The organism is Bacillus sp. FJAT-29790 (assembly GCF_019039215.1).
Classification (GTDB): domain Bacteria; phylum Bacillota; class Bacilli; order Bacillales; family Cytobacillaceae; genus Cytobacillus.
The window spans coordinates 22,011-41,838 of the sequence record NZ_JAHNZZ010000006.1 but is presented as its reverse complement, the minus strand read 5'-3'; the positions used below and the strand labels follow the sequence as shown (position 1 = coordinate 41,838).

General features: G+C 35.3%; 17 protein-coding genes and 1 riboswitch. Of the genes, 4 read left to right on the top strand and 13 right to left on the bottom strand.

Features of this window, described 5'->3' with window-relative positions; translation table 11 throughout:
* From BGM26_RS20625 to BGM26_RS20610, 4 genes are all read right to left on the bottom strand, one after another.
* The gene (locus BGM26_RS20625; RefSeq protein ID WP_217042168.1) at window positions 1–396 is read right to left on the bottom strand and encodes an SHOCT-like domain-containing protein; all 396 of its coding nucleotides are present in this window, start codon (window positions 394–396) and stop codon (window positions 1–3) included.
* 14 nt (window positions 397–410) lie between these two features.
* Window positions 411–773, bottom strand: a complete 363-nt coding sequence (locus BGM26_RS20620) for a DUF2089 domain-containing protein (RefSeq protein WP_217042167.1) — start codon at window positions 771–773, stop codon at window positions 411–413.
* A gap of 461 nt (window positions 774–1,234) precedes the next feature.
* Window positions 1,235–2,539, bottom strand: a complete 1,305-nt coding sequence (locus BGM26_RS20615) for a sensor histidine kinase (RefSeq protein ID WP_217042166.1) — start codon at window positions 2,537–2,539, stop codon at window positions 1,235–1,237.
* Between the two features lies 1 nt (window position 2,540).
* On the bottom strand, window positions 2,541–3,227 hold the full coding sequence (locus BGM26_RS20610; protein ID WP_217042165.1) for a response regulator transcription factor: 687 nt from the start codon (window positions 3,225–3,227) through the stop codon (window positions 2,541–2,543).
* A 702-nt stretch (window positions 3,228–3,929) separates the two neighbouring features.
* On the opposite strand from BGM26_RS20610, the gene BGM26_RS20605 reads away from it, so the two are divergent.
* Window positions 3,930–4,145: a hypothetical protein gene (locus BGM26_RS20605; RefSeq protein ID WP_217042164.1), complete on the top strand. Its 216-nt coding sequence runs from the start codon at window positions 3,930–3,932 to the stop codon at window positions 4,143–4,145.
* A gap of 92 nt (window positions 4,146–4,237) precedes the next feature.
* On the opposite strand, the gene BGM26_RS20600 is transcribed toward BGM26_RS20605, so the two are convergent.
* Window positions 4,238–4,384 (bottom strand): hypothetical protein, encoded by a 147-nt coding sequence (locus tag BGM26_RS20600; RefSeq protein WP_217042163.1) that lies wholly within the window; start codon window positions 4,382–4,384, stop codon window positions 4,238–4,240.
* Between the two features lie 111 nt (window positions 4,385–4,495).
* On the opposite strand from BGM26_RS20600, the gene BGM26_RS20595 reads away from it, so the two are divergent.
* Together BGM26_RS20595 and BGM26_RS20590 are read left to right on the top strand one after the other, a co-directional pair.
* Window positions 4,496–4,699, top strand: a complete 204-nt coding sequence (locus tag BGM26_RS20595) for an S-layer homology domain-containing protein (protein WP_217042162.1) — start codon at window positions 4,496–4,498, stop codon at window positions 4,697–4,699.
* Window positions 4,700–4,723: 24 nt separating this feature from the next.
* Complete coding sequence (locus BGM26_RS20590; RefSeq protein ID WP_217042161.1) at window positions 4,724–5,125, top strand: S-layer homology domain-containing protein; 402 nt, start codon at window positions 4,724–4,726, stop codon at window positions 5,123–5,125.
* A 408-nt stretch (window positions 5,126–5,533) separates the two neighbouring features.
* On the opposite strand, the gene BGM26_RS20585 is transcribed toward BGM26_RS20590, so the two are convergent.
* The 8 genes from BGM26_RS20585 to BGM26_RS20550 all read right to left on the bottom strand — a co-directional run bounded on the left by BGM26_RS20585 (window position 5,534) and on the right by BGM26_RS20550 (window position 16,900).
* Complete coding sequence (locus BGM26_RS20585; RefSeq protein ID WP_217042160.1) at window positions 5,534–5,980, bottom strand: hypothetical protein; 447 nt, start codon at window positions 5,978–5,980, stop codon at window positions 5,534–5,536.
* Window positions 5,981–7,641: 1,661 nt separating this feature from the next.
* Window positions 7,642–8,349, bottom strand: a complete 708-nt coding sequence (locus BGM26_RS20580; protein WP_217042159.1) for a hypothetical protein — start codon at window positions 8,347–8,349, stop codon at window positions 7,642–7,644.
* A 606-nt stretch (window positions 8,350–8,955) separates the two neighbouring features.
* Window positions 8,956–9,915 carry an ABC transporter permease gene (locus BGM26_RS20575; protein WP_217042158.1) on the bottom strand — a complete coding sequence of 320 codons (960 nt, stop codon included), beginning with the start codon at window positions 9,913–9,915 and terminating at the stop codon, window positions 8,956–8,958.
* Window positions 9,915–11,066, bottom strand: a complete 1,152-nt coding sequence (locus tag BGM26_RS20570; RefSeq protein ID WP_217042157.1) for an ABC transporter permease — start codon at window positions 11,064–11,066, stop codon at window positions 9,915–9,917. Before BGM26_RS20570 ends, BGM26_RS20575 begins: the two co-directional genes overlap by 1 nt.
* Window positions 11,059–12,591: an ABC transporter ATP-binding protein gene (locus BGM26_RS20565; RefSeq protein WP_217042156.1), complete on the bottom strand. Its 1,533-nt coding sequence runs from the start codon at window positions 12,589–12,591 to the stop codon at window positions 11,059–11,061. Before BGM26_RS20565 ends, BGM26_RS20570 begins: the two co-directional genes overlap by 8 nt.
* Window positions 12,592–12,708: 117 nt before the next feature.
* Entirely contained in the window at window positions 12,709–13,863 is a 1,155-nt protein-coding gene (locus BGM26_RS20560; protein ID WP_217042155.1) for a BMP family lipoprotein, read from the bottom strand.
* A 126-nt stretch (window positions 13,864–13,989) separates the two neighbouring features.
* Window positions 13,990–14,091: riboswitch (purine riboswitch) on the bottom strand.
* A 333-nt stretch (window positions 14,092–14,424) separates the two neighbouring features.
* Entirely contained in the window at window positions 14,425–15,336 is a 912-nt protein-coding gene (locus BGM26_RS20555; protein WP_254119832.1) for an LCP family glycopolymer transferase, read from the bottom strand.
* A gap of 64 nt (window positions 15,337–15,400) precedes the next feature.
* A complete protein-coding gene (locus BGM26_RS20550; protein ID WP_217042153.1) occupies window positions 15,401–16,900 on the bottom strand; it encodes a glycosyltransferase family 2 protein in 1,500 nt (499 codons plus the stop codon).
* Between the two features lie 689 nt (window positions 16,901–17,589).
* On the opposite strand from BGM26_RS20550, the gene BGM26_RS20545 reads away from it, so the two are divergent.
* The gene (locus BGM26_RS20545; RefSeq protein WP_217042152.1) at window positions 17,590–19,506 is read left to right on the top strand and encodes a gamma-glutamyltransferase; all 1,917 of its coding nucleotides are present in this window, start codon (window positions 17,590–17,592) and stop codon (window positions 19,504–19,506) included.
* Window positions 19,507–19,828 lie beyond the last annotated feature (322 nt).

Genomic DNA, 19,828 nt, shown 5'->3' with positions numbered 1-19,828 from the left:
TCACTCAATTACAACTAACACTTTATCACCGTTTGCACTTGTAACATCAACGATTTGTCCAGATAATTCTTTTTCAATCGCTTCTAAAATCAGGTCAACATCTATGGTGTTAATATCCTTTACATACTTAGCGGATTCCGGAATGGCTGAAGCGATACTTAGTCCTGTTTTTAACGCTACTTTGATTAATCGTAGTGGCAGATTAACATTCACATTATCGCCTTTCTCAGATGAAACGCGAATTCTCAACATTCTATCCAAATAGTCCGTTTGCTTAGCCGTCGGTATAGCTGCTGCCTCTTTTTCTTTCAATACATGGATCAGTTCGGTTGCCTTTTCCGAGCCCAACTTCCCTTCTTGAACCATAGTCAATATTTTCGAAATATCTTCCTTCAAAACAAAGTCCCCCTTTACTCATCCTTTAAGATTTTTATTGCTTCCTCCGGAGTAATTTCACCCTTTTCAAGCATGGAGATGACTTTTCTCTCTTCTGTTTCGTTCTTCTTTTCTGTATACCCTAGAGCAGCGATGATGTCATTTAATTTTCCGCGTACAGTTGGATAAGAAATGCCTAACTCTTTTTCCACTTCCTTTATATTTCCGCGGCTTTTAAGGAATATTTCTATGAAGTAGTGCTGCTCTTTAGTGAGAGAAGCAAGTTTCGATAGTTCAAATTCGTTTTCAATCGTTGTATGACAATGTGTGCATTGCAATTTTGTAATTTTCAATGTATCGCTGCACACCGGACAAGTTGTAATTACCGGGTAAATCATAGCCCTCCCCCTTATTTATGTTATTTATATCATAATTAATAATTTTAAAATTGTAAACATATAAAGTTAAATATTTTAATTTCGATATTAAAAAGGTGAATTTTTATATATAAAAGTAATCAAACAACATTTTATTAAAAGGAAAGGCTGTTTTCGCGTATATTGTTGTTTTAACCTACAAAGTTTATCCGTTGATTTCCGCTACGGGCACTTGCTTTCCGCGTGGAGGGACGGGAGCCTCCTCGGCGTTACCGCCTGTGGGGTCTCCCGTTTCCTCTATTCCCGCAGGAGTCAAGTGCCCTCCGCTCCAATCAACTCAGATTATTAAATAAAAATCGCATTATTAAAGCAACAAACTTTACGAAAACAGCCCAAGGAAAAAAGAAGCTTCTCAAAAGTCTAAGACTAATGAGGAGCTCCCTTTTATTTGGTAACCCTATCAATTGATTTCTTTTTACTTATTAGAAAATGATCGTAAACGTAGTACTTTCATGTTCAATGCTTTCCGCGTAAATTTTGCCGCCCATTCTTTCAACAATGGCTTTTGCAATGGGCAATCCTAGACCATAGCCTCCGGAATCCTGAGTCCTCGCAGGGTCAGACCGATAAAAACGATCAAATACTTTGGCCAACATTTCTTTTGGTATTCCTTTGCCGCTATTTCGTATGGAAAACAGGGTTCGATTTTTCGATTTTTTTAAAACGATATCAATATGATGTTGTTCATCCGTATACTTAATTGCATTATCAAGTAAGATCATTATTACTTGTTTCCATTTTTCCGAATCGCCTTTGTATATCATATTCGATTCAACGGAATGGGCGAGCGTAATTCCTTTTTCAAATGCCACCGCTTCCATCATGACGATGACATCGTTAACGACATCACTCATATTAAAAGGAGTTGCTTCAATTTTTAAACTGGTATCCTCCGTTTTTGCTAATTCTAAAAGATGATTGACCAGCTTTCCCATTCGATCGGTTTCAATTTTAATATACTTCAACCATTTTCGTTGATGTTTAATCTTATCCTCTTGATGTTCTATTAGTACATCTGCATTCGCATTAATAATCGCAAGCGGAGTTTTAAATTCGTGGGATGCATCAGCTATAAATTGTTTTTGTTTATCCCAAGCTTCTGCAATTGGTTTGATTGCCCGATTGGCAAAATAAAGGCATATGGCGAAAATAATAAAAAGCATACCGATCCCAACAACTAAAAAAGTCATCAATAATTCCGAAAGCGTTTTAGCTGAATCGGTTACATCTAAAAAAGCCATTTGATAATTCGTTCCCGGTGTATTAATAATCGTTTTTTGGCCATTTTCACGAATAATAAAAGAACCCGTTAACGGTGTAATTTTATAAAGCCATTGCTTGCCCTCTAGCTTAATGACCGCATGATTTTTTTTATTTTGCCAAGCAAGTTCAGCAGCCTTTATATACGTGTCTTCTGTCATATCAATATAAGAAACGATTCTTAAAACGTTCCCTAGTGGATTCACAAGTATAGTAAAAGACAGGGAATATTCTGCTGGAATTCCCATAATAAGTTTTTCCTGTCGGATTGTATGATGTCCTTTAGGATCGGGTAAACTTAAAGATACACCACCAGGTCTTGAAGAAATAGATTGCAGTTTCGATTCATTTTCGATTTGAATTTTGTTGTATGTAGATACGTAAATAAATGTAAAAGCAGCGATCATTAACAACGAAATCATGGACATATTTAACAGAAGAAACCGATTTCGTAATGTTGTAAACATCTCATTTCACATCCTTCGCCATTTTTAACACATAGCCAACACCTCGTTTCGTTTGAATCATGACGTTTGAATGTAAATAATTCAATTTTTTTCGTAGAAACGAAATATACACTTCTACATGATTCGCTTCTGCTTCTGTATCATAGCCCCAAATTTTTTCAATGATTCGATCTTTTGAGCTAATATTCTCTTTTCTAATGAGCAACAATTCTAGAAGTTGACTTTCCTTTAATGTTAATTTGAGTTCCTTATTATTACATTCAAGGCTTAGCGTGTGGGGATTGAATGTAATGTCTCCATATTGCAAAATTCCGTCATTGACGAGTTTCAATTTCCTGCGGCCCAATGCCCGTAAACGAGCTAATAATTCTTCCGTCGGAAAAGGTTTAGCTACATAATCATCCGCACCACTATCTAGTCCCTGCACTTTATCTTCCGTTTCGCCTCTTGCCGTTAACAAGATAATCGGCGTTTCGATTTTATTTTTACGTAATTCTTTTAAAACACTAATCCCATCCATTTTAGGAAGCATAATATCTAGAATGATAATATCATAAATTCCCGTAAGTCCACAGTCGAGCCCCTCTTCTCCGTCATACACCACATCAACGCTATAATGATTTTTTTTCAACACTTGAGCGATTGCTTCCGCCATATATTTTTCATCTTCCACCATTAATATTCTCATTTGCTTGCATGCCTTCTTTTCTTTTTATCAATTTTGCGACTCTTTGGATTGAAACCTAAAAATCGTCTTCTGCTAAATGAAGAAAAATAAAGGAAAGGGAGCCAATAACAGCCCCCTATGCTCAATAAAATTTTGGTTCTTTTTTTATGCATCAACCGTTGGATTCATATTGCTCCAAGCTTCCCCGCCATCTGTTGAGAAATATTTTACTCCATCTTCTACCTTCACTAAGACACCATTTCCATCCGATAACGCTTCCCCATGCTTCATTAGAAATTTTCTACCTTTTTCCGGAAATTCCTGCAAACCTTCCGGGCGGGTTTCACTCCAAGTTTCGCCGCCGTCTGTGGAGTACAGTGGTGTGCCGTCTTCGATTTTCATTTGTACCTCTGTCCCATCATGAGTCTTAAATACTCCATCTTTAAAGTGAACATCTTTCAANAGTGTTGCCAAGAGTGAATAAAATGACTCATCTTTTTTACACAATTATACGGACTTAATCCTTCTATTGGACAGATTGCGGTGAAATATCATGGTCAAGGGCTTATTGAACGATGCAATTGGACCACTAACATTGAAATACTAAGTTCAACTGGGTCAATATGACAGAAATTGTGAAGTAATTGCTATAACACCAATACCCAAAGGAATGCGAGGTCATTCGGTGAAATGAAAGGACATTTTTTACAGAAGAGGTTGTACGTGCAAAAGGAAAAAATGCACTGTGGTTCCAAGTGGGCTTTTATCGTTGATATTGGACTGGATCCTGTAACCGGAAACAGAATGCAAAAGGTAAGTGAGGTTTTAAAACAAAGCAGGAAGCTGAAACAGCTGCTGCCCATTTTCATTCATGAGTTAAACCGAGGAACATATTTGGAAAAGGCAGATCACTCGTTTAGTGATTTCGCAAAAGAGTGACTTCCTATTTACATTGAAGCAAAAGTGTAAAGTCCGGAACGATTCGAATCCGTCTTCATGAGATCAATAAATTAATACTCTACTTTGCTGAGCTAAAACTTAAAGACAATACAGGAAAGAGCAGAGCTGCCTTTGACAAGTTTATGTAGTTGTTCCGCCACGTCGAATCCTTCTTTCATACTTACGTACTCAACTAGGATTCTATTAAAATCATGGTCTTCTAATTCACCTCTTAACATCTAATCCACTTATACGAATAGGAAGTTCTGAATCAATCTCAGCATACGATTCCTAATCAAGACCAGCTTTAACCCAATCAACAATAGGGACTCTCAAGGGGTATCGTAGGGTTGGAGCTGAGCCTGCAATCTTTAAGTGGTCAACTAGGGGATGGAACTTATCAACATAGTAATTTCCCAATCTATGTCAAATGGTCAAATGTTCATTCCAAAGATATTAATGATTCTCATTGGTCGATAAAGGAGATTTCTTATTTGGCTGATAAGGGAGTTATTCAAGGATATCCAGATGGGTATTTTAGACCAAACGACTAATTAACGAGATTGCAGGTTGCTTTAATGATTCAAAGAGAGAAGCAGTATAATACGAAAAACCGTCCTAATAGTAGGTTGCAAGACATTCCCGAAGAGCATCTAGCGCTCATAAACACACTAGTGGATGAAGGTATTTTTACCGACATCATTAAAAGCTCTAAATTTGAACCGTACAAGAAAGTTACAAGATCCGAAATGGCATCCATTCTGACCCGGGCCTACAATCTTACTGGGGTGACAAATAAGAACTTCACTGATGTTCCTTCGTCCCATTGGGCTCATCGTTATGTACAAGCTTTATTATTTAATGACATTACTACGGGGGTCAATCCAAAAGAATTCGCTCCAGATAAAGTGGTCACAAGAGAACAGTTTGCTGTTTTTATGGCGAGAATATTAGATTTTTCATTTCAATTGGAAAATTGAGAATAAGATAATAACCTTTTTTGAGGATAGTATTTCTGCTATCCTCTTTAAATTTACCGTTAAAGCGGTTCTCTTTTAAGTAAGCACCCAATCAAACAACGCATATGAACACGGGCACCTCCTAAAATTGATATATCAATTTTAGGAGGTACACCAAGAAATGAACACAATACCTTGTATCCCTTTTTTCCCCCGAAATTCCCTCCCAAAATCAGCCTTAATTTCACCTCATATTTTTGTTTCCCATTTTAAGATTTCATTGGAGCATGTATTTTGGTGAAGCCACTTATCAACACAGTCCTAAACCAAGCATTAGATAACGGGTACCAGGTACTCCTTGAATTCTGAATTGCGTTTGTACTTGGCACCCGACTTAAATTCATCATAAGAACCAATTCTACTTGATGATTACAACCAATATTTTTTATATTTCTTTGATTTAGTTTCCTTGGAGACAGCATTATAATCTGTAAGTATTGAAGGCAGCTTTTTCTTTTTTAAGTACTTTTCGTTAAGTATAATAACTTTCCCCTTCTCGTCGGTTGTATATTTTCGATAAACTGATTTATATTTTTCAAATGCAAAGTGACCTAATATATAAATGGGTAAGATAATGAACATAAGGATTACTAATTGTAGTAGCCAATTAACTTCATTCCCAATGATATAAATCGACATCACATAATGAACTACAAAAGAAACCATTAAGATAATAATCACATTACATATATGAAAAGCGAGCACATCTTTTTCTTCGCGAAACATTCGCTCTAGTTCATACTTGATAAAAAGTGTAATAAATACTGATATCACAATGGCAAAAAGGGAAACAAAATATGCAAGAACAGTGTACATTTTTTCCGCCCCTCGTTCTCATTAATGATTAAGACGCTTAAAGATCAACTCTTAGTTTTCGTTCCAATACAAAAATTATATTTTCATTGTAACACAAGAAACAAAAAAAGAGGCTTCCCACCAGTTAGATCAACCTATGAGAAGCACTCTTATATTTATCAGCCAGCAAAGTGAATATCTTTATACTGCTACACTAACCTTATTTTCAGCATCTTGACCCACTTGTACGAAAGAAATAAGAAAAAAGCTTCCCATAAGTTTTAAACTCATGAGAAACTTCACTTAAATCCTTTATGTCAGCAAAATGTTAGCATTTCAGTTTTCTTGTAAAGTAAACGCTTTCAAGTGGAGCTCGGACTAAAAACGCCACGTCCTAGTGAACAACTTCCTGTTGGCTTACATTATGCCGCCCATTTATCAAGGCATATAATATATGAAAACAGATTTAATAAAGATATTGATATTATAGTGTTTTCATCTTTTACTTAATATATTTCAAAACAGAAGATACTAAAGCTATGAGCAAAATTATAAGCATTAAGAATTTTAATTCTATATATAGTATGTCTACTTTCTTATTAGCAAAACAAATGGTTATTCAAATGCTGCTAATTTTTGTCGATATCTACTCATAATTTGTAGATATTTCCCGGGAATTTGTTGAAATTTGAAAAATAGTGTTTTCTTTTAATTTATTGGGGTAGAGAAGTGAATTTCAAATGTATCAGGTAACGCTATGAGCGGTACGATATCTGATTGAACAAAGATTCACGGATTGCCCTTTTTTAAGAACCTATATTCTTTTCACTCTAAAATGTGGCCATACTCTTGAACAGTGGGTGTTGCATTCCCACTTCCTTGGAAAAGAATGCTTGTTCATTAGATGTATATCATGTCGCATATCAGACTTCCTTTTCTTAAAGATGAAGGTTCTGGGGATTTAATTGCAAGGTATAGCGCCCAGCGATACGAATCAAAAAAAGAGCTTTCCAGCCCCCTTCTCGAGGAACACTATTAAGGACATGATGAACTGTTGGAGCCAGGAAACCTTTGTTTTTAACTGACACATATCGTTTATCCGTTGGATATCACTTCACACGTGGCACGAGTTCATTGGTTAATTCTAATCTTTCTTTTTGTTGATTCACAAGGTCTGTAGCTGTATTGCCAGCGACTTGTCAGTATCGGGTAACACTATAAGCACTACGATGTCGAATTGATCAAAGATACACGGATTACTCTCTTATAAGTACTTATATCCATTTCACTCTAAAATGTGACCATACTTTTGAACAGTGGGTGTTGCATTCCCACTTCCTTGGAAGAGAATGCCGTTCATCAGATGTATATCATGTCGCATATCAGACTTCCTTTTCATAAAGATGAGGGTTCTGGGGATTTAATTGCAAGGTATAGCGCCCAGCGATACGAAACAAAAAAAAAGAGCCGATCAACCCTTTCTTGAGGAACTCTATTAGGGATGACTCATGTTTTTATTGAGGTACTTAACCGCCTCAACTCCCATTTTATTCAATCAGTCTTTTTTTCTTGCTTCAAGTTGTGTATATTGTTTAGATGCATATCGCTTAAATTTTCTTCATCAAAAATCCCCTTCCACAAATCTTTACACAGCTAAGCATAAAAAACCTTAAACAGACACCTTATTTTCGGAATATGGAGAAAAGCCCTCCCCATTTTTCTTTAGGTTTTTGTATCGCTTCTTCTAAACGTTTATTAAAATCATTTTGTGAACTCCATTCTTTTTTCTGTTCGTCCCGCATATTTTGTATTTCTTTTTGTAAGAGTTCACTTTTTTGTTTTTCTTGTTGTAGCAATGTTTCGTAATGGATATTTTGTAGTTCAGTTAATTTTTCAATTTTAGCATTAGTTTTTTGCGCTGAATTTCCAATACTAGAACTTATAACATGATGATCTTGCTGGAGTCGGGAAACCTTTGTTTTAAGCTCTGACATATCGTTTGTCAGTTGGACATTCATTTCACGAGTGGCTGCGAGTTCATTGACTAGAAACATTAAGACCTCTTTTAATTGATTGGGGTCATGAGGTATATTTCTATATGTATCGATTATCGCAATCTCATTTTCATTGGATCCTTCTAATCTTTCTTTTTGTTGATTCACAAGGTCTTTTGCTGTATCGTCTAAGGACTTGTCCGTATCACGTAACGCTATAAGCGCTCCGATATCAGATTGAACAAAGATACGTCGATCGCCATCTTTTAAAAACTCATATCCATTCCGCTCTAAGATTTGGCCATACTTTCGAACAGTGGGAGTTGCAATCCCTACTTCTTCTGCAACTTCCTTGGAAGAGAAAGCTCGTTCATTCGATTGTATATCACGTCGCATATCGTACCTCCTTTTCTATTAAATATGAAGGTTTTTAGATTTGTTTGCAAGTTATATCGCCCAGCGATACGAAACAAAAAAAGAGCCGATCAGCACCCTTCTTGAGGAATTCTATTGAATGGGCTGTTAATATTGAACCTATAGAAAATATTCAATCCCCAAAGTAACAAGTAAAAGTAGAATAGATTAAAATTTTTGGAAGAAGAGGCTGATTCCGACAGCCATTATCACAACCATGAAACCATAAATACTCATATCACGGCAAACATGAAAGAAAAGGCCTCCCACCAGTTTAGTAAACCGATGAAAGACCTTCTCTAATAATTGGGGTTTTCATTTGAAAAATGACGTTATTAATCTCATGTATGAGCATTTTCCTTTTATCAACTCAAGAACGCCTTATATTACGCGGTTCGGCGCTTACATCATGCCGCCCCTAAGGTGAGAATTTGTAATATCTTTAACGATAAGTGCAGAAAGTGCGGTATATCAAGGTTTTTCGGAATCTGAGATGTAACATCTTTAACGATATTTTACCGTTGTTCATGAGATTGCGTTAGCAAAATGTTAACATTTTATACGGTGGGAACTACTTAGAAAAATTATTTATCTCTTTCCTTTGTCATAAATTTCACCTAATGCTCTCGGAGCGCGATTTGATTTTGAGAAAAAGATTAATAACAATAAAGTAATTACATACGGTAAAATCATGAATAAATCAGTGAAACTACTTGGTAATGCCATTGACTGAGCAATAAACGCTCCTCCAGATTTTGCAAAACCAAATAAAAGACAAGCGGCTAAAGTAGGGAGAATCCTCCAATTACCAAAAATCAATGCAGCAATAGCTAAGAATCCATATCCCATATAAATATTTGAAGAAAAGTTCGCTGAAATGGAATAGGCAAAACACATGCCACCTAGACCTGATAATAGCCCCGATATTAAAACCGCAGAAAACCTAATTTTCAATACATTTACACCTGCTGCATCAACCGAATGAGGATTTTCCCCGCTCGCTCTTAAGCGCATGCCAAATTTTGTTTTATATAAAAGATACCAAGCAAAAAGGGCAATCACTATAATAATCACTTCGAACGGATACACATTCGTAAAGACTGCACCAATCACTGGTATATTGGCTAAACCTTCAATCGTAAACCGATCCGATACACCTAATCGAAACTTGTCCGAAGCCGTTCCAAATACAAGTGCATTTATTTGTGTCGTTAAGAAAGTCGTTAGTGCTAACGCCAAAATATTAATCACGACACCACTGATAACTTGATTTGCCTTAAATTTAATACATAGTACAGCATGAATAATGGAAAACATCATCCCGCCAATCATCGAAAATATTAACGCCACGTAGAATAGATTTTGAACATCTATGCCAGAAGTATTTGCGATTAAAACAGCTGACAGCGCTCCGATGAATGCACCAAAACCTTGAAAACCTTCAAGTGCTAAATTAGTAATACCACTCTTTTCACTGTATATTCCGCCTATTGCTATAATAAAAAGAGGCAGAGCAAAGGATAATCCATCAATAATTATTGTATCCATTATGATTCACGCTCCTTTCGTTCCACTTCTTTTTCCTTCAGGCGGCTGACTTTATATTTCAAGTATTCACCACATGCACTAAACAATAGGATTAACCCAATGATAACAGAAGAAATTTCTTGTCTAATTCCAGCCTGTGAACTCATATACGTGCTTCCTTGATCAATAATAGATACTAAAAATGATGAAAAAATAACACCAATTGGATGAGAGTTTCCTAATAGTGATACAGCAATGGAGTCAAAACCGATACTTGATAATACTTTTGGTTGTATGGAAGAAAAATAACCTAAATAATAAGTGACACCTGCAAGACCAGCCAAACCTCCTGAAATAACCATGGCTAAGACTGTGTTTCTTCCGACATTAATTCCTGCATATTTTGCTGCATTACGGTTGGAACCTACCGCTTTTAACTCAAAACCCACTACTGTTTTGTCCATGACAAACTTTACTAAAATAGCGGTAATGATGGCTAAAATAAAGCCCAATGGAATATCCATTTTCAAATTGGCTATTTCAACATTTACTAAAGTTAATCTTGCTGCTTCTGAAATATATTTGGATTGTCTTGAAACAGGATCAATATAATACATTTGAATAAAAAAGCTTATGACATATTGAGCAATATAATTTAACATAATCGTAGTTACAACTTCATTAATGTTAAATTTATATTTTAGCCATCCTACTAATCCTCCTATTAACCCTCCAGCGACCATTCCGACTAACAGCACAAGCGGCTTTGCGATTATGGCATCTAAACCACTATAACCAACTATAATCGTCGCTAAAAAACCAGAGACAAGCATCTGACCGGAAACCCCAATATTAAATAGACCCGCTTTAAAAGCAACAGCAACTGCCAGGCTGGCAAACACTAATGGGGTCATGGCATTTAGCAAAATCAAAAAATCAGTCAACATGCTCTTATAGCCAGCATAAGTAGGCTTAGGTAAGATTCCTGCCCCTTGGAATAAGTTATAAAATGCCTGTAATGGATTTTTCCCAATTAATAGTATAACAACAGCCGCAGCAATAAAACTTATTAAAATAGATACTATTGGAATGGAGATAGGTTGCCATTTCTCATTACTTATTGGTCGAATAAGACTATAACTTAAGATATTTTTCTTTTTATCTTTACTCATGCTTTGCCCCCATCATATATTCGCCGACTTCATTCGTCGTTAATGATTCACTACTAGCAATTTTTTGAAGTTGGCCATTATATATAACTCCAATGGTATCCGCTACATTCATAATTTCATCTAACTCTAATGAAATAAGTAAGATCGCTTTTCCTTTATCTCGTTCTTGAATCATCATTTTATGAATATTTTCAATCGCACCAATATCAACTCCCCGTGTTGGCTGAACGAAAATCATAAGCGGCGATTGTAATTCGATTTCGCGAGCAATAATTGCTTTTTGCTGATTACCGCCACTCATCGAACGAACTTGCGTCTTAATACCTTGTCCACTTCTAATATCATATTTATCAATCATGTTACTGCCAAATTGCTCAAATTCCTCTTTATTTAAGATTCCCTTACTAGAAAAGGGCTCCCTATAGTACTGCTTTAATGCTAAATTAGTAGATAAATCAAAATCCAAAACTAGTCCAAAGCTTTGTCTATCTTCTGGTATATAAGATATTCCAGTTTCTGTTCTGTTTCTTATACTTTCACTCGTAATGTCCTTACCCTCAAGGAGGATTTTTCCACCACTAACCTTTGTTAAACCAGCAATGGCATCCGCTATTTCAACTTGACCATTATCTGCGACTCCAGCAATAGCAAATATTTCGCCACTGTGTATGGTAAAGGAAACATCTTTAACTACTTCAAATCCATCTTCATTTTTAACTGTTAGATGTTCTACCTTCAATACTTCCTCTTTAAACTGAGCAGGTACTTTTTCAGATTCAAAACTTACCTCTCTACCTACCATTAATTGAGCCATAAGATTAACCGGTGTTTTCTTTACATCTAACACATCAACTAATTTACCTTTGTTCAATACAGCACATCGATCGGCCACTTTCTTAATTTCTTCTAGCTTATGTGTAATTAATATGATTGTTTTTCCACCGTTTCGTAGACCTTCAATAATATCGAGCAAGAATTCAATTTCTTGTGGCGTTAAGACTGCAGTTGGTTCGTCAAAAATAAGGATTTCTGCTTCACGATAAAGCACCTTTAAAATTTCCACACGTTGCTGCATCGAAACAGTAAGATCAGCTATTTTTTTCGTAGGATCCACTTCTAAGCCGAAGTTTTTAGATAACTCTTCAATTTTACGATTCGCACTTCGAATATCCACGTATGGAAAGAGACCTGCAAATTTTTTGATTGGCTCAACTCCTAAGGTAATATTCTCTGAAATCGTATAATCAGAAACTAATTTAAAATGCTGATGGACCATTCCAATGTTAAGCTTTGCCGCATGGTTAGGTGAGCTAATTTGCACTTTATCTCCCCGAATATAAATTTCTCCCTCATCCGGTTCATACATACCACCAAGAATACTCATCAAAGTTGATTTACCTGCACCATTTTCTCCAAGTAAAGCGAAAATTTCTCCTTTTTTAATACCAATGGATACATCATTATTCGCCACTATTCCAGGAAATCGTTTGGTTATATGTTTCATTTCTACAATATAATCAGACATCTTTCGTCTCCTTTATATAGGAAAAGTAATTTAAAAGAAGTTCATCATTCCCTAGTGATTCTTATATAGGGGAAAATGATAAACTTCTATTTGTTCATTTCATTATTCTGTATCTATTTATTTTAACCCTGGAAACTTATCTGGAGTATGGCCATTAAAGTTAGATGCAGGTACGATTGTACCGTTTTTAACTAACTCGTAAGCTTCATTCATTTTACTAAGTGTATCTTGAGATAATTGATGACGCCCTTCTTCTTTAATAAAACCGGTTGAATCTGTATCTGCTTGAAGAACGACATTTCCGCCTTTAAAGCTTCCATCAACAACAGAATTTAATACCTTTTCAATATTCATACTCATGAATTTTACTCCAGATGTTAATACGATATTTTCAGAACCATTTACACCCTCATCATATTGGTCAACATCCACACCAATTACTTTTACATCGCCTTTAGCTTCCTTAACTGCTGTGAATACCCCATTACCAGTACCACCTGCTGCAACAAAGACGATATCTACACCTTTTTTAATTAACGCATTTCCGATCACTTTACCAGTTGCCTCATCTGCAAAAGATCCTGCATAGTTCCCACCAACATCAGCACCCGTTACATCCGTTCCTGCATAACCTGATAATTCAACAGTTTCAACATCTTTTCCATATACTGCATTTACATAATTTACACCAGATTCAAAGCCAAATTGGTAGTTTACATTTGAAGGATAAGCGATTCCATTTACAACCGCTACTTTATTTGATTTTGTTTCAAGTGCTGCAGCCATTCCTGCAAAAAAGCCACTTTCTTGTTCAGCGAAATTCATGGCATATACATTATCGAATTCTTTTTGGTCACCTACAGGTGCGGGCTCAGAGTCATTTAAAATAAATATTTTATCAGGATTTTCTACAGCAATACTAGAAACTCCAGCAAATTGAAACCCAGGTGTGATAATAACATCATAATCTGCCACAATATCAGCAACAGCTTGTACAGCCGCAGCAGGATCACCAGTTTCTTCCCTAACAGCCTTTACTGTTGCTGTTGGATTCTTTTCAATAAAGCTCAAAATACCTTTATAGTTATCTTCATTAAAGTTTCCATCATCCACGCCTGAAGGGCTTGTTACAATGGCAATTTTTAATCCTTCTTCACCTGTTCTAGACTTAGCTTCATTTTTATTAGCTGAGTCATTTCCGCATGCTGCCATAACAACAGTCATTAAAGCAATGAATAATGTCATCACTATTTTCTTTGTACTTCTATTCATTGAGATGATCCTCCTCTGTTAATCATGTTGAATTGTCGTTTGTGTAAAAAATAAAAAGCACCGAGTTACACCGGTGCTTGACTTTAGGAAGGTAGATAATAGAAATAAAGAATAAATTTATCGCCATATTTATATACACAACCTCGTAGTCAAGCTATTTATGGTAGCTTGGTAGAAACTTTCGGGCCATATCCCCAATATTATACGAGAATAATATTTAATTTTTACTAACCCATAGTAACATCAGAGGTTCCAATCCGTCAATAAAAAATACGAACACTTTTTCAAAAAAATCAATTAACATTCGGAGTTTAGTGGTAATAACTTTGAAATATTCAAATAAAATGAACCTTTGGTAAAATATCCTAACATTATGATTTAATAATGAAGATGGCATTTAAAATAATTCAAGACTAACAAAAAAAAGAGGCTTCTCAAAAGTTTGGACAACTAATGAGAAGCCTACAATAATATTCAATAGCAAAATATTAGCATTCCACTCGACGCGGGATCTCGAAAATCCTGAATACATCCTATTAATACTTTTGAATAGATAGAAAGTTATTGCTTGTCAATCTCAAGGTGTTTTTTCAATTCATTGGAAAGTTCATCGAGCTTTTCTTTGTCTGGTATAAATATGTAGGATTTATTTATTTTCGAATCTTTTCCATCAATTTGGTGCTGTACTATGTTTTGAAGGGACTCTTTATAATTGGATTGAATTTCCCACATATCATTGAAAGTCAAGTTTGTTTTCACGTTGTTTTCAACAACTTTAAAAATATCATCAAATTTCGTAACAGAGGATAAGTGGGATCCCTTATTAATCACAGCTTTAATTACTTGGCGTTGTCGAAGTTGTCGACCAAAGTCCCCCCGTGGATCGTCTTTTCTCATTCGGGAGTAACCCAGGGCCTCTTGACCATTCAAATTGATCATGCCTATCGGATAATGAACACCATAAATAGTAAAATCTAAATCATTATCTACTTTCACTCCTCCTACTGCATCAACAATATCTACAAAACTTTCCATATCAGCCTTTATAAAATAATCAACAGGAATATCTAAGAACTTTTCTACAGTACGTATGGCCATTCCAGAACCACCCAGTGCATGAGAATGGTTAATCTTATCTTTTGTTCCTTTCCCAATTATCTTAGTATATGAATCACGAGGAATGCTTACCACGTGCATGGATTGACTATGGGGATTAATCGTTAATAAGATTAATGCATCAGCCCTTCCGTGTAGTTGTCGACCTTCGGGATCATCAATTCCCATTAGTAAAACCGAAATGGGATCCCCTTCTTTAAGGTCAATCTTTTCTAGTCGTTCTTTAGATTCGTATTTTACTTGAATACTTGCTACAGTTGACGTTACCATAGACCATAAATAATATGCGTAGCTACCTGCCCCTAAAAGTAAAATAACAATTGTGGTTAATATAATAAGTAATATTTTTTTTCGCATTGTATACCTCACTTTAATAAATCCAATGGATTATAGATTATAAGTTACTCTCTTAATTATTGGACTATGCTACAGATTTAGAATCAGTTTGATAGTCTCGTCCTGTTCGATTTACTTTATTCCAGTCCTTGTTGAAGAAATAAGCAATACTTCCATACATTACAAGGTACATAATAATAAAGCGATAAATAAAAATATCTAGGAGAATAGTAAAGAATAAGCGAAATGTATCTTTCTTTTGAAATCCAAATCCGTAATACTTACCCACTCCAATTGCCACCAAATTATACATAAAATGAAATAATATAATGTAAAGCAAATTGGTAATAGTATGTAAAATACCAGAAGAAAATGGATTAAAGATACTATTTATCACAAATAAACTTGTCATAATATAAGCGGTAATGGTTCTACCTATAAAAGATTCAAATATATAGAAAAACGAGACGGCTTTAGTAAATAAAGTTTTACAAAAAAACGAACGGAAATGGATGACACAGTCTATAAATGCCTTTTGCCAGCGTACGCGTTGTTTAAAAAAGTCCTTCCAGTTTTCAGGTAATTCTGTATAAGCAACAGCTTCTGAAATTAGCGCAATCTTCTTATTTTTATGTTTGGAGACGTACCTATGGATGCGTAGTGTTATGTCAATGTCTTCTCCTATAGTTGAACGATAACCTCCTACATTAAGAAGTGCTTGCTTCTTAAAAATACCAAATGCACCTGATATGACGGCTAAAGCTTGAAAACGTGCAAGAGATAATTTTGTAACATAGAAAGCTTTTAAAAAATCCAATGTTTGGAGACGTACTAGCATATTTGCATGAAGTAAAGACAAATAGCTCAAAGGTTTAGATGTTTTTGTTTGTAGAACGTGCACTACTCCGCCTGCAGCAACGACGTCCTTATCTTCAAAAGTTTTGTTAATCATTGATAAGGCCTGATCCGTCAAGATGGTGTCTGCATCTAATGTGATAACTAAACCTTGACTCGAATATTCAATGCCTGCATTTAAGGCATCAGCTTTTCCACCGTTCGTTTTATCTAAAACGTATATATGAGGGTAAAGCTTGGATTGATAAACATTTTTTACTTTTTTATGGGACAGCTTTCTGAGTGGAGATCTAGAACATGGTGTTAATTTTAGAAACTTATTCAATATAGAAAGTGTTTCATCCGTTGATCCGTCATTGATATAAATTACCTCAAACTGTGAATAAGATAATGATTTCATACTGCTAATCGAAGTTCCAATAATCCCCTGTTCATTGTAACAAGGGACTATTATACTAATCCCTTTTTCTTTTTCTATTTCTACATTACGATTAACGTCTTCGCTTTTTTCTCGAAACCAAGGTAAACAATGGAGTAAATGAAGCACGGGGAAAGCATTACCTAAAAAGAACAAAAATACGAGAATATCATCCCAAAAAACAATCGAACTTATAAAATCAATAATCGAAGGAGCTTTATCTTGCTCACTTGATATTGAATTGGCGTATGCCACTTCCTTAAAAATAAAATCATTTAGAAAAAGAAATAATAATGATATTTTCTTTAACAATGATCCGTTCACCACCTCACTAAATTGTTATACTATCAGAAAATATGGAATAGAAATTATTTCTATTGGAAATTTAGAATAAATTAATAAGAGTAATTTTGTTGTTATAAATGAAAAATTATAAAAATTAAATATGGATAAAAGTGGATGATAATGAAGGCTTTTATACTATTAAGTAATGCGAGGTTTGTGTAGTAGTCAAATTAAAATCCGAAATAAGCTTTAATAGATATTAAATAGGCATATAATCTGGATCTTAATACATGTAAAATATGTTTTCTTTGAAATCCAAATGAAATATTCAATTCTATCAAGAATCTCGTTCTTCACTTATCTAGTTGTAGAATAAAATCAATACTAGCAACTGAAATTAGTGAAAATTACTATACAAAATAATGCCGAAATTCACATCCTATCCCCTAATTTTTATAATTCCATGGATTCGCAGACCTTTATACCAGTAAATGGCGGAATTGGTAAAGTATAATCTCAATGTTCAATTTTTTATGATTCTTTCCTAACGGTGTAAGAGATTTATAGTTATCCTTTTTTTTACTTTTTTAACTCCTTTTACAATTGCAACAGCAATATTAAATTCCGTGAATTTTCGATTAAATCAGTTTCCCCTTCTTTATTTTCTGGTAATATGAATCTTGTTTTGAAAAATTAGTGAGGTGGTGCACGGAACTTTGTTAAAGAAATTAATATCATTAGGTCTTTTTCTAAATCTTATTATTTCGGGGGGAGTGGTACACGCCAATTCGGTATCAAGTGAACAAGATAGTACGCCTTCAGTTACTGATCTCATAGGTTCACAAGAAATTTATGGTGTGAGTGCCTCTCATCCCCTCGCAGTCGAAGTGGGGATGAAAGTGCTTGAAAATGGAGGGAATGCCGCTGATGCTGCCATTGCTGTTTCCTACACGCTTTCAGTTGTTGAGCCATTTGGGTCAGGGATTGGCGGCGGTGGTCAAATGCTACTTATACCGCCGAAGAAAAATAAACCTGTTGTTTATGATTATCGAGTACAAGCCCCATCTGATGAGAAATTGGGTAGTAAAACATCAGGTGTCCCCGGTTTCGTTAAAGGGATGGATATGATACATAGAGATTATGGGTCAAAACCATTTGCTGAACTGATTTCTCCTGCAATTGACTTCGCAGAGAAAGGAGTTGAAGTCCATCAACTAGTATCGGAACGTCTTACAGGCGCCGCTGCCCGGATGCCGGTAAAGGACTTGCCGCATTTCTATCCTAATATGAAACCCTTAAAACCGGGGGAAACGTTAAAACAAACGGAGTTGGCGAAAACTCTAACTAAAATCAAAGAAAACGGTCCAAACGCTTTTTATAAAGGTGAAATAGGTGAGAATTTTATAAAAGCTGTTCCATACGTAGATAAGAAAGATTTGGAAGACTATGAAATTCAGAAACCAGAACCTGTGAAAGGAAAACTGAATGAATGGACCGTTTATTCTGCCAGTCCTCCTCTTACAGGAGTATCGTTTGTTCAGTCGTTAAAACTCGCTGAAAAAATGAATATAGCTGAAACAAAAGGTGACGAGGGTCGATTCATACATTTAATGACAGAAATCTCAAGAGTCACAAACAATGATAAAATAAAAGAAATCGGTGATCCTACATTCAATAAAATAGATGTGGATAAACTAGTCAGTGATGCTCATATCCAAAAACTTGCTGATAATATTTCTCCTAACAAGATCTCAACAGTAAGAGAGGATGACGGGGAAAAGGTTGATAATTCCCATACAGATACGACACATTTTGTCATTGTCGATAAAGAAGGAATGATGATATCTGCAACTAATACATTGAGCAATTTTTTCGGATCAGGAAAATATACGGATGGTTACTTTATCAATAATGCCATTGAATATCATTTTAGCACTAAAAAAGATTCACCAAACCGTTATGAACCTAATAAGCGCCCAAGAAGTTATTCTACTCCGTCAATTTTGATAAATGGAGAAAGAGCTATTGGGATTGGACTCCCTGGAGGAGCAAGAATTCCGTCTATAATGGCAGAAGTGTTAGCCAGATATTTTTATCTGGATCAATCATTGGAAGAGGCTGTGAGAGCTAAAAAGTTTTATGGTACAGATGAATATCTATATGTAGAAGATGGTTTTCCTGAAGAGTTAAAAGTAGACATGAGAAACCGAGGATATAAGGTTCAAGGAAAACATGTAGCCATCTACTTCGGTGGAATTCAAGCGCTTGAAGTGAACAAAAAAGAAGGTACCATTCATGGAATTGCTGATTTACGACGAGGCGGAACATGGGATGCCAAGGGTAAAAGCGCTTATATAGTTCAAAAAGGGGATTCCCTTTGGATAATTGCTAATAAGTATCAAACATCGATAGATAAGATAGTAAATCTAAATAAATTGCAGTCTACTGACCTTTATCCAGGTCAACAATTAAAAATTCCTGTACAGAAGAATACATACACAGTTGTTTCAGGGGACACATACTATGAAATTTCACGTAAACTAGATATTCCGATGTCTGAGTTAGAACAAGTCAACCCGGAAATTGAAAATCCTTATTGGATTTATCCAGGCCAAAAATTAAATCTTCCATAAAGGGGTACAACAGGAATGACTTTTATGGATAATTCTAATAAGAAAAGAAGCGCCCCAATTTGTAGACCACAATACGGGAGCTTGCGCTTTTGTTCTTGCTGAAAAAAGCGGATGATTTATAATAGGAGAAATTGAAAGGTACAATAAAAGTAATTGAATGACTATAAACACAGATTCTGCGTTTAAGCTAAATCTGTGTTTTTTTCGTTTTAATGTAAACGTCAAATGGAACATGTGAACCATTTTTTATCGAAAAATGGATTTTTTCAGAAGTGGTTTGTTCTTCATTGAAAAACTAGAATTAGCATAAAAAAATAGTCCC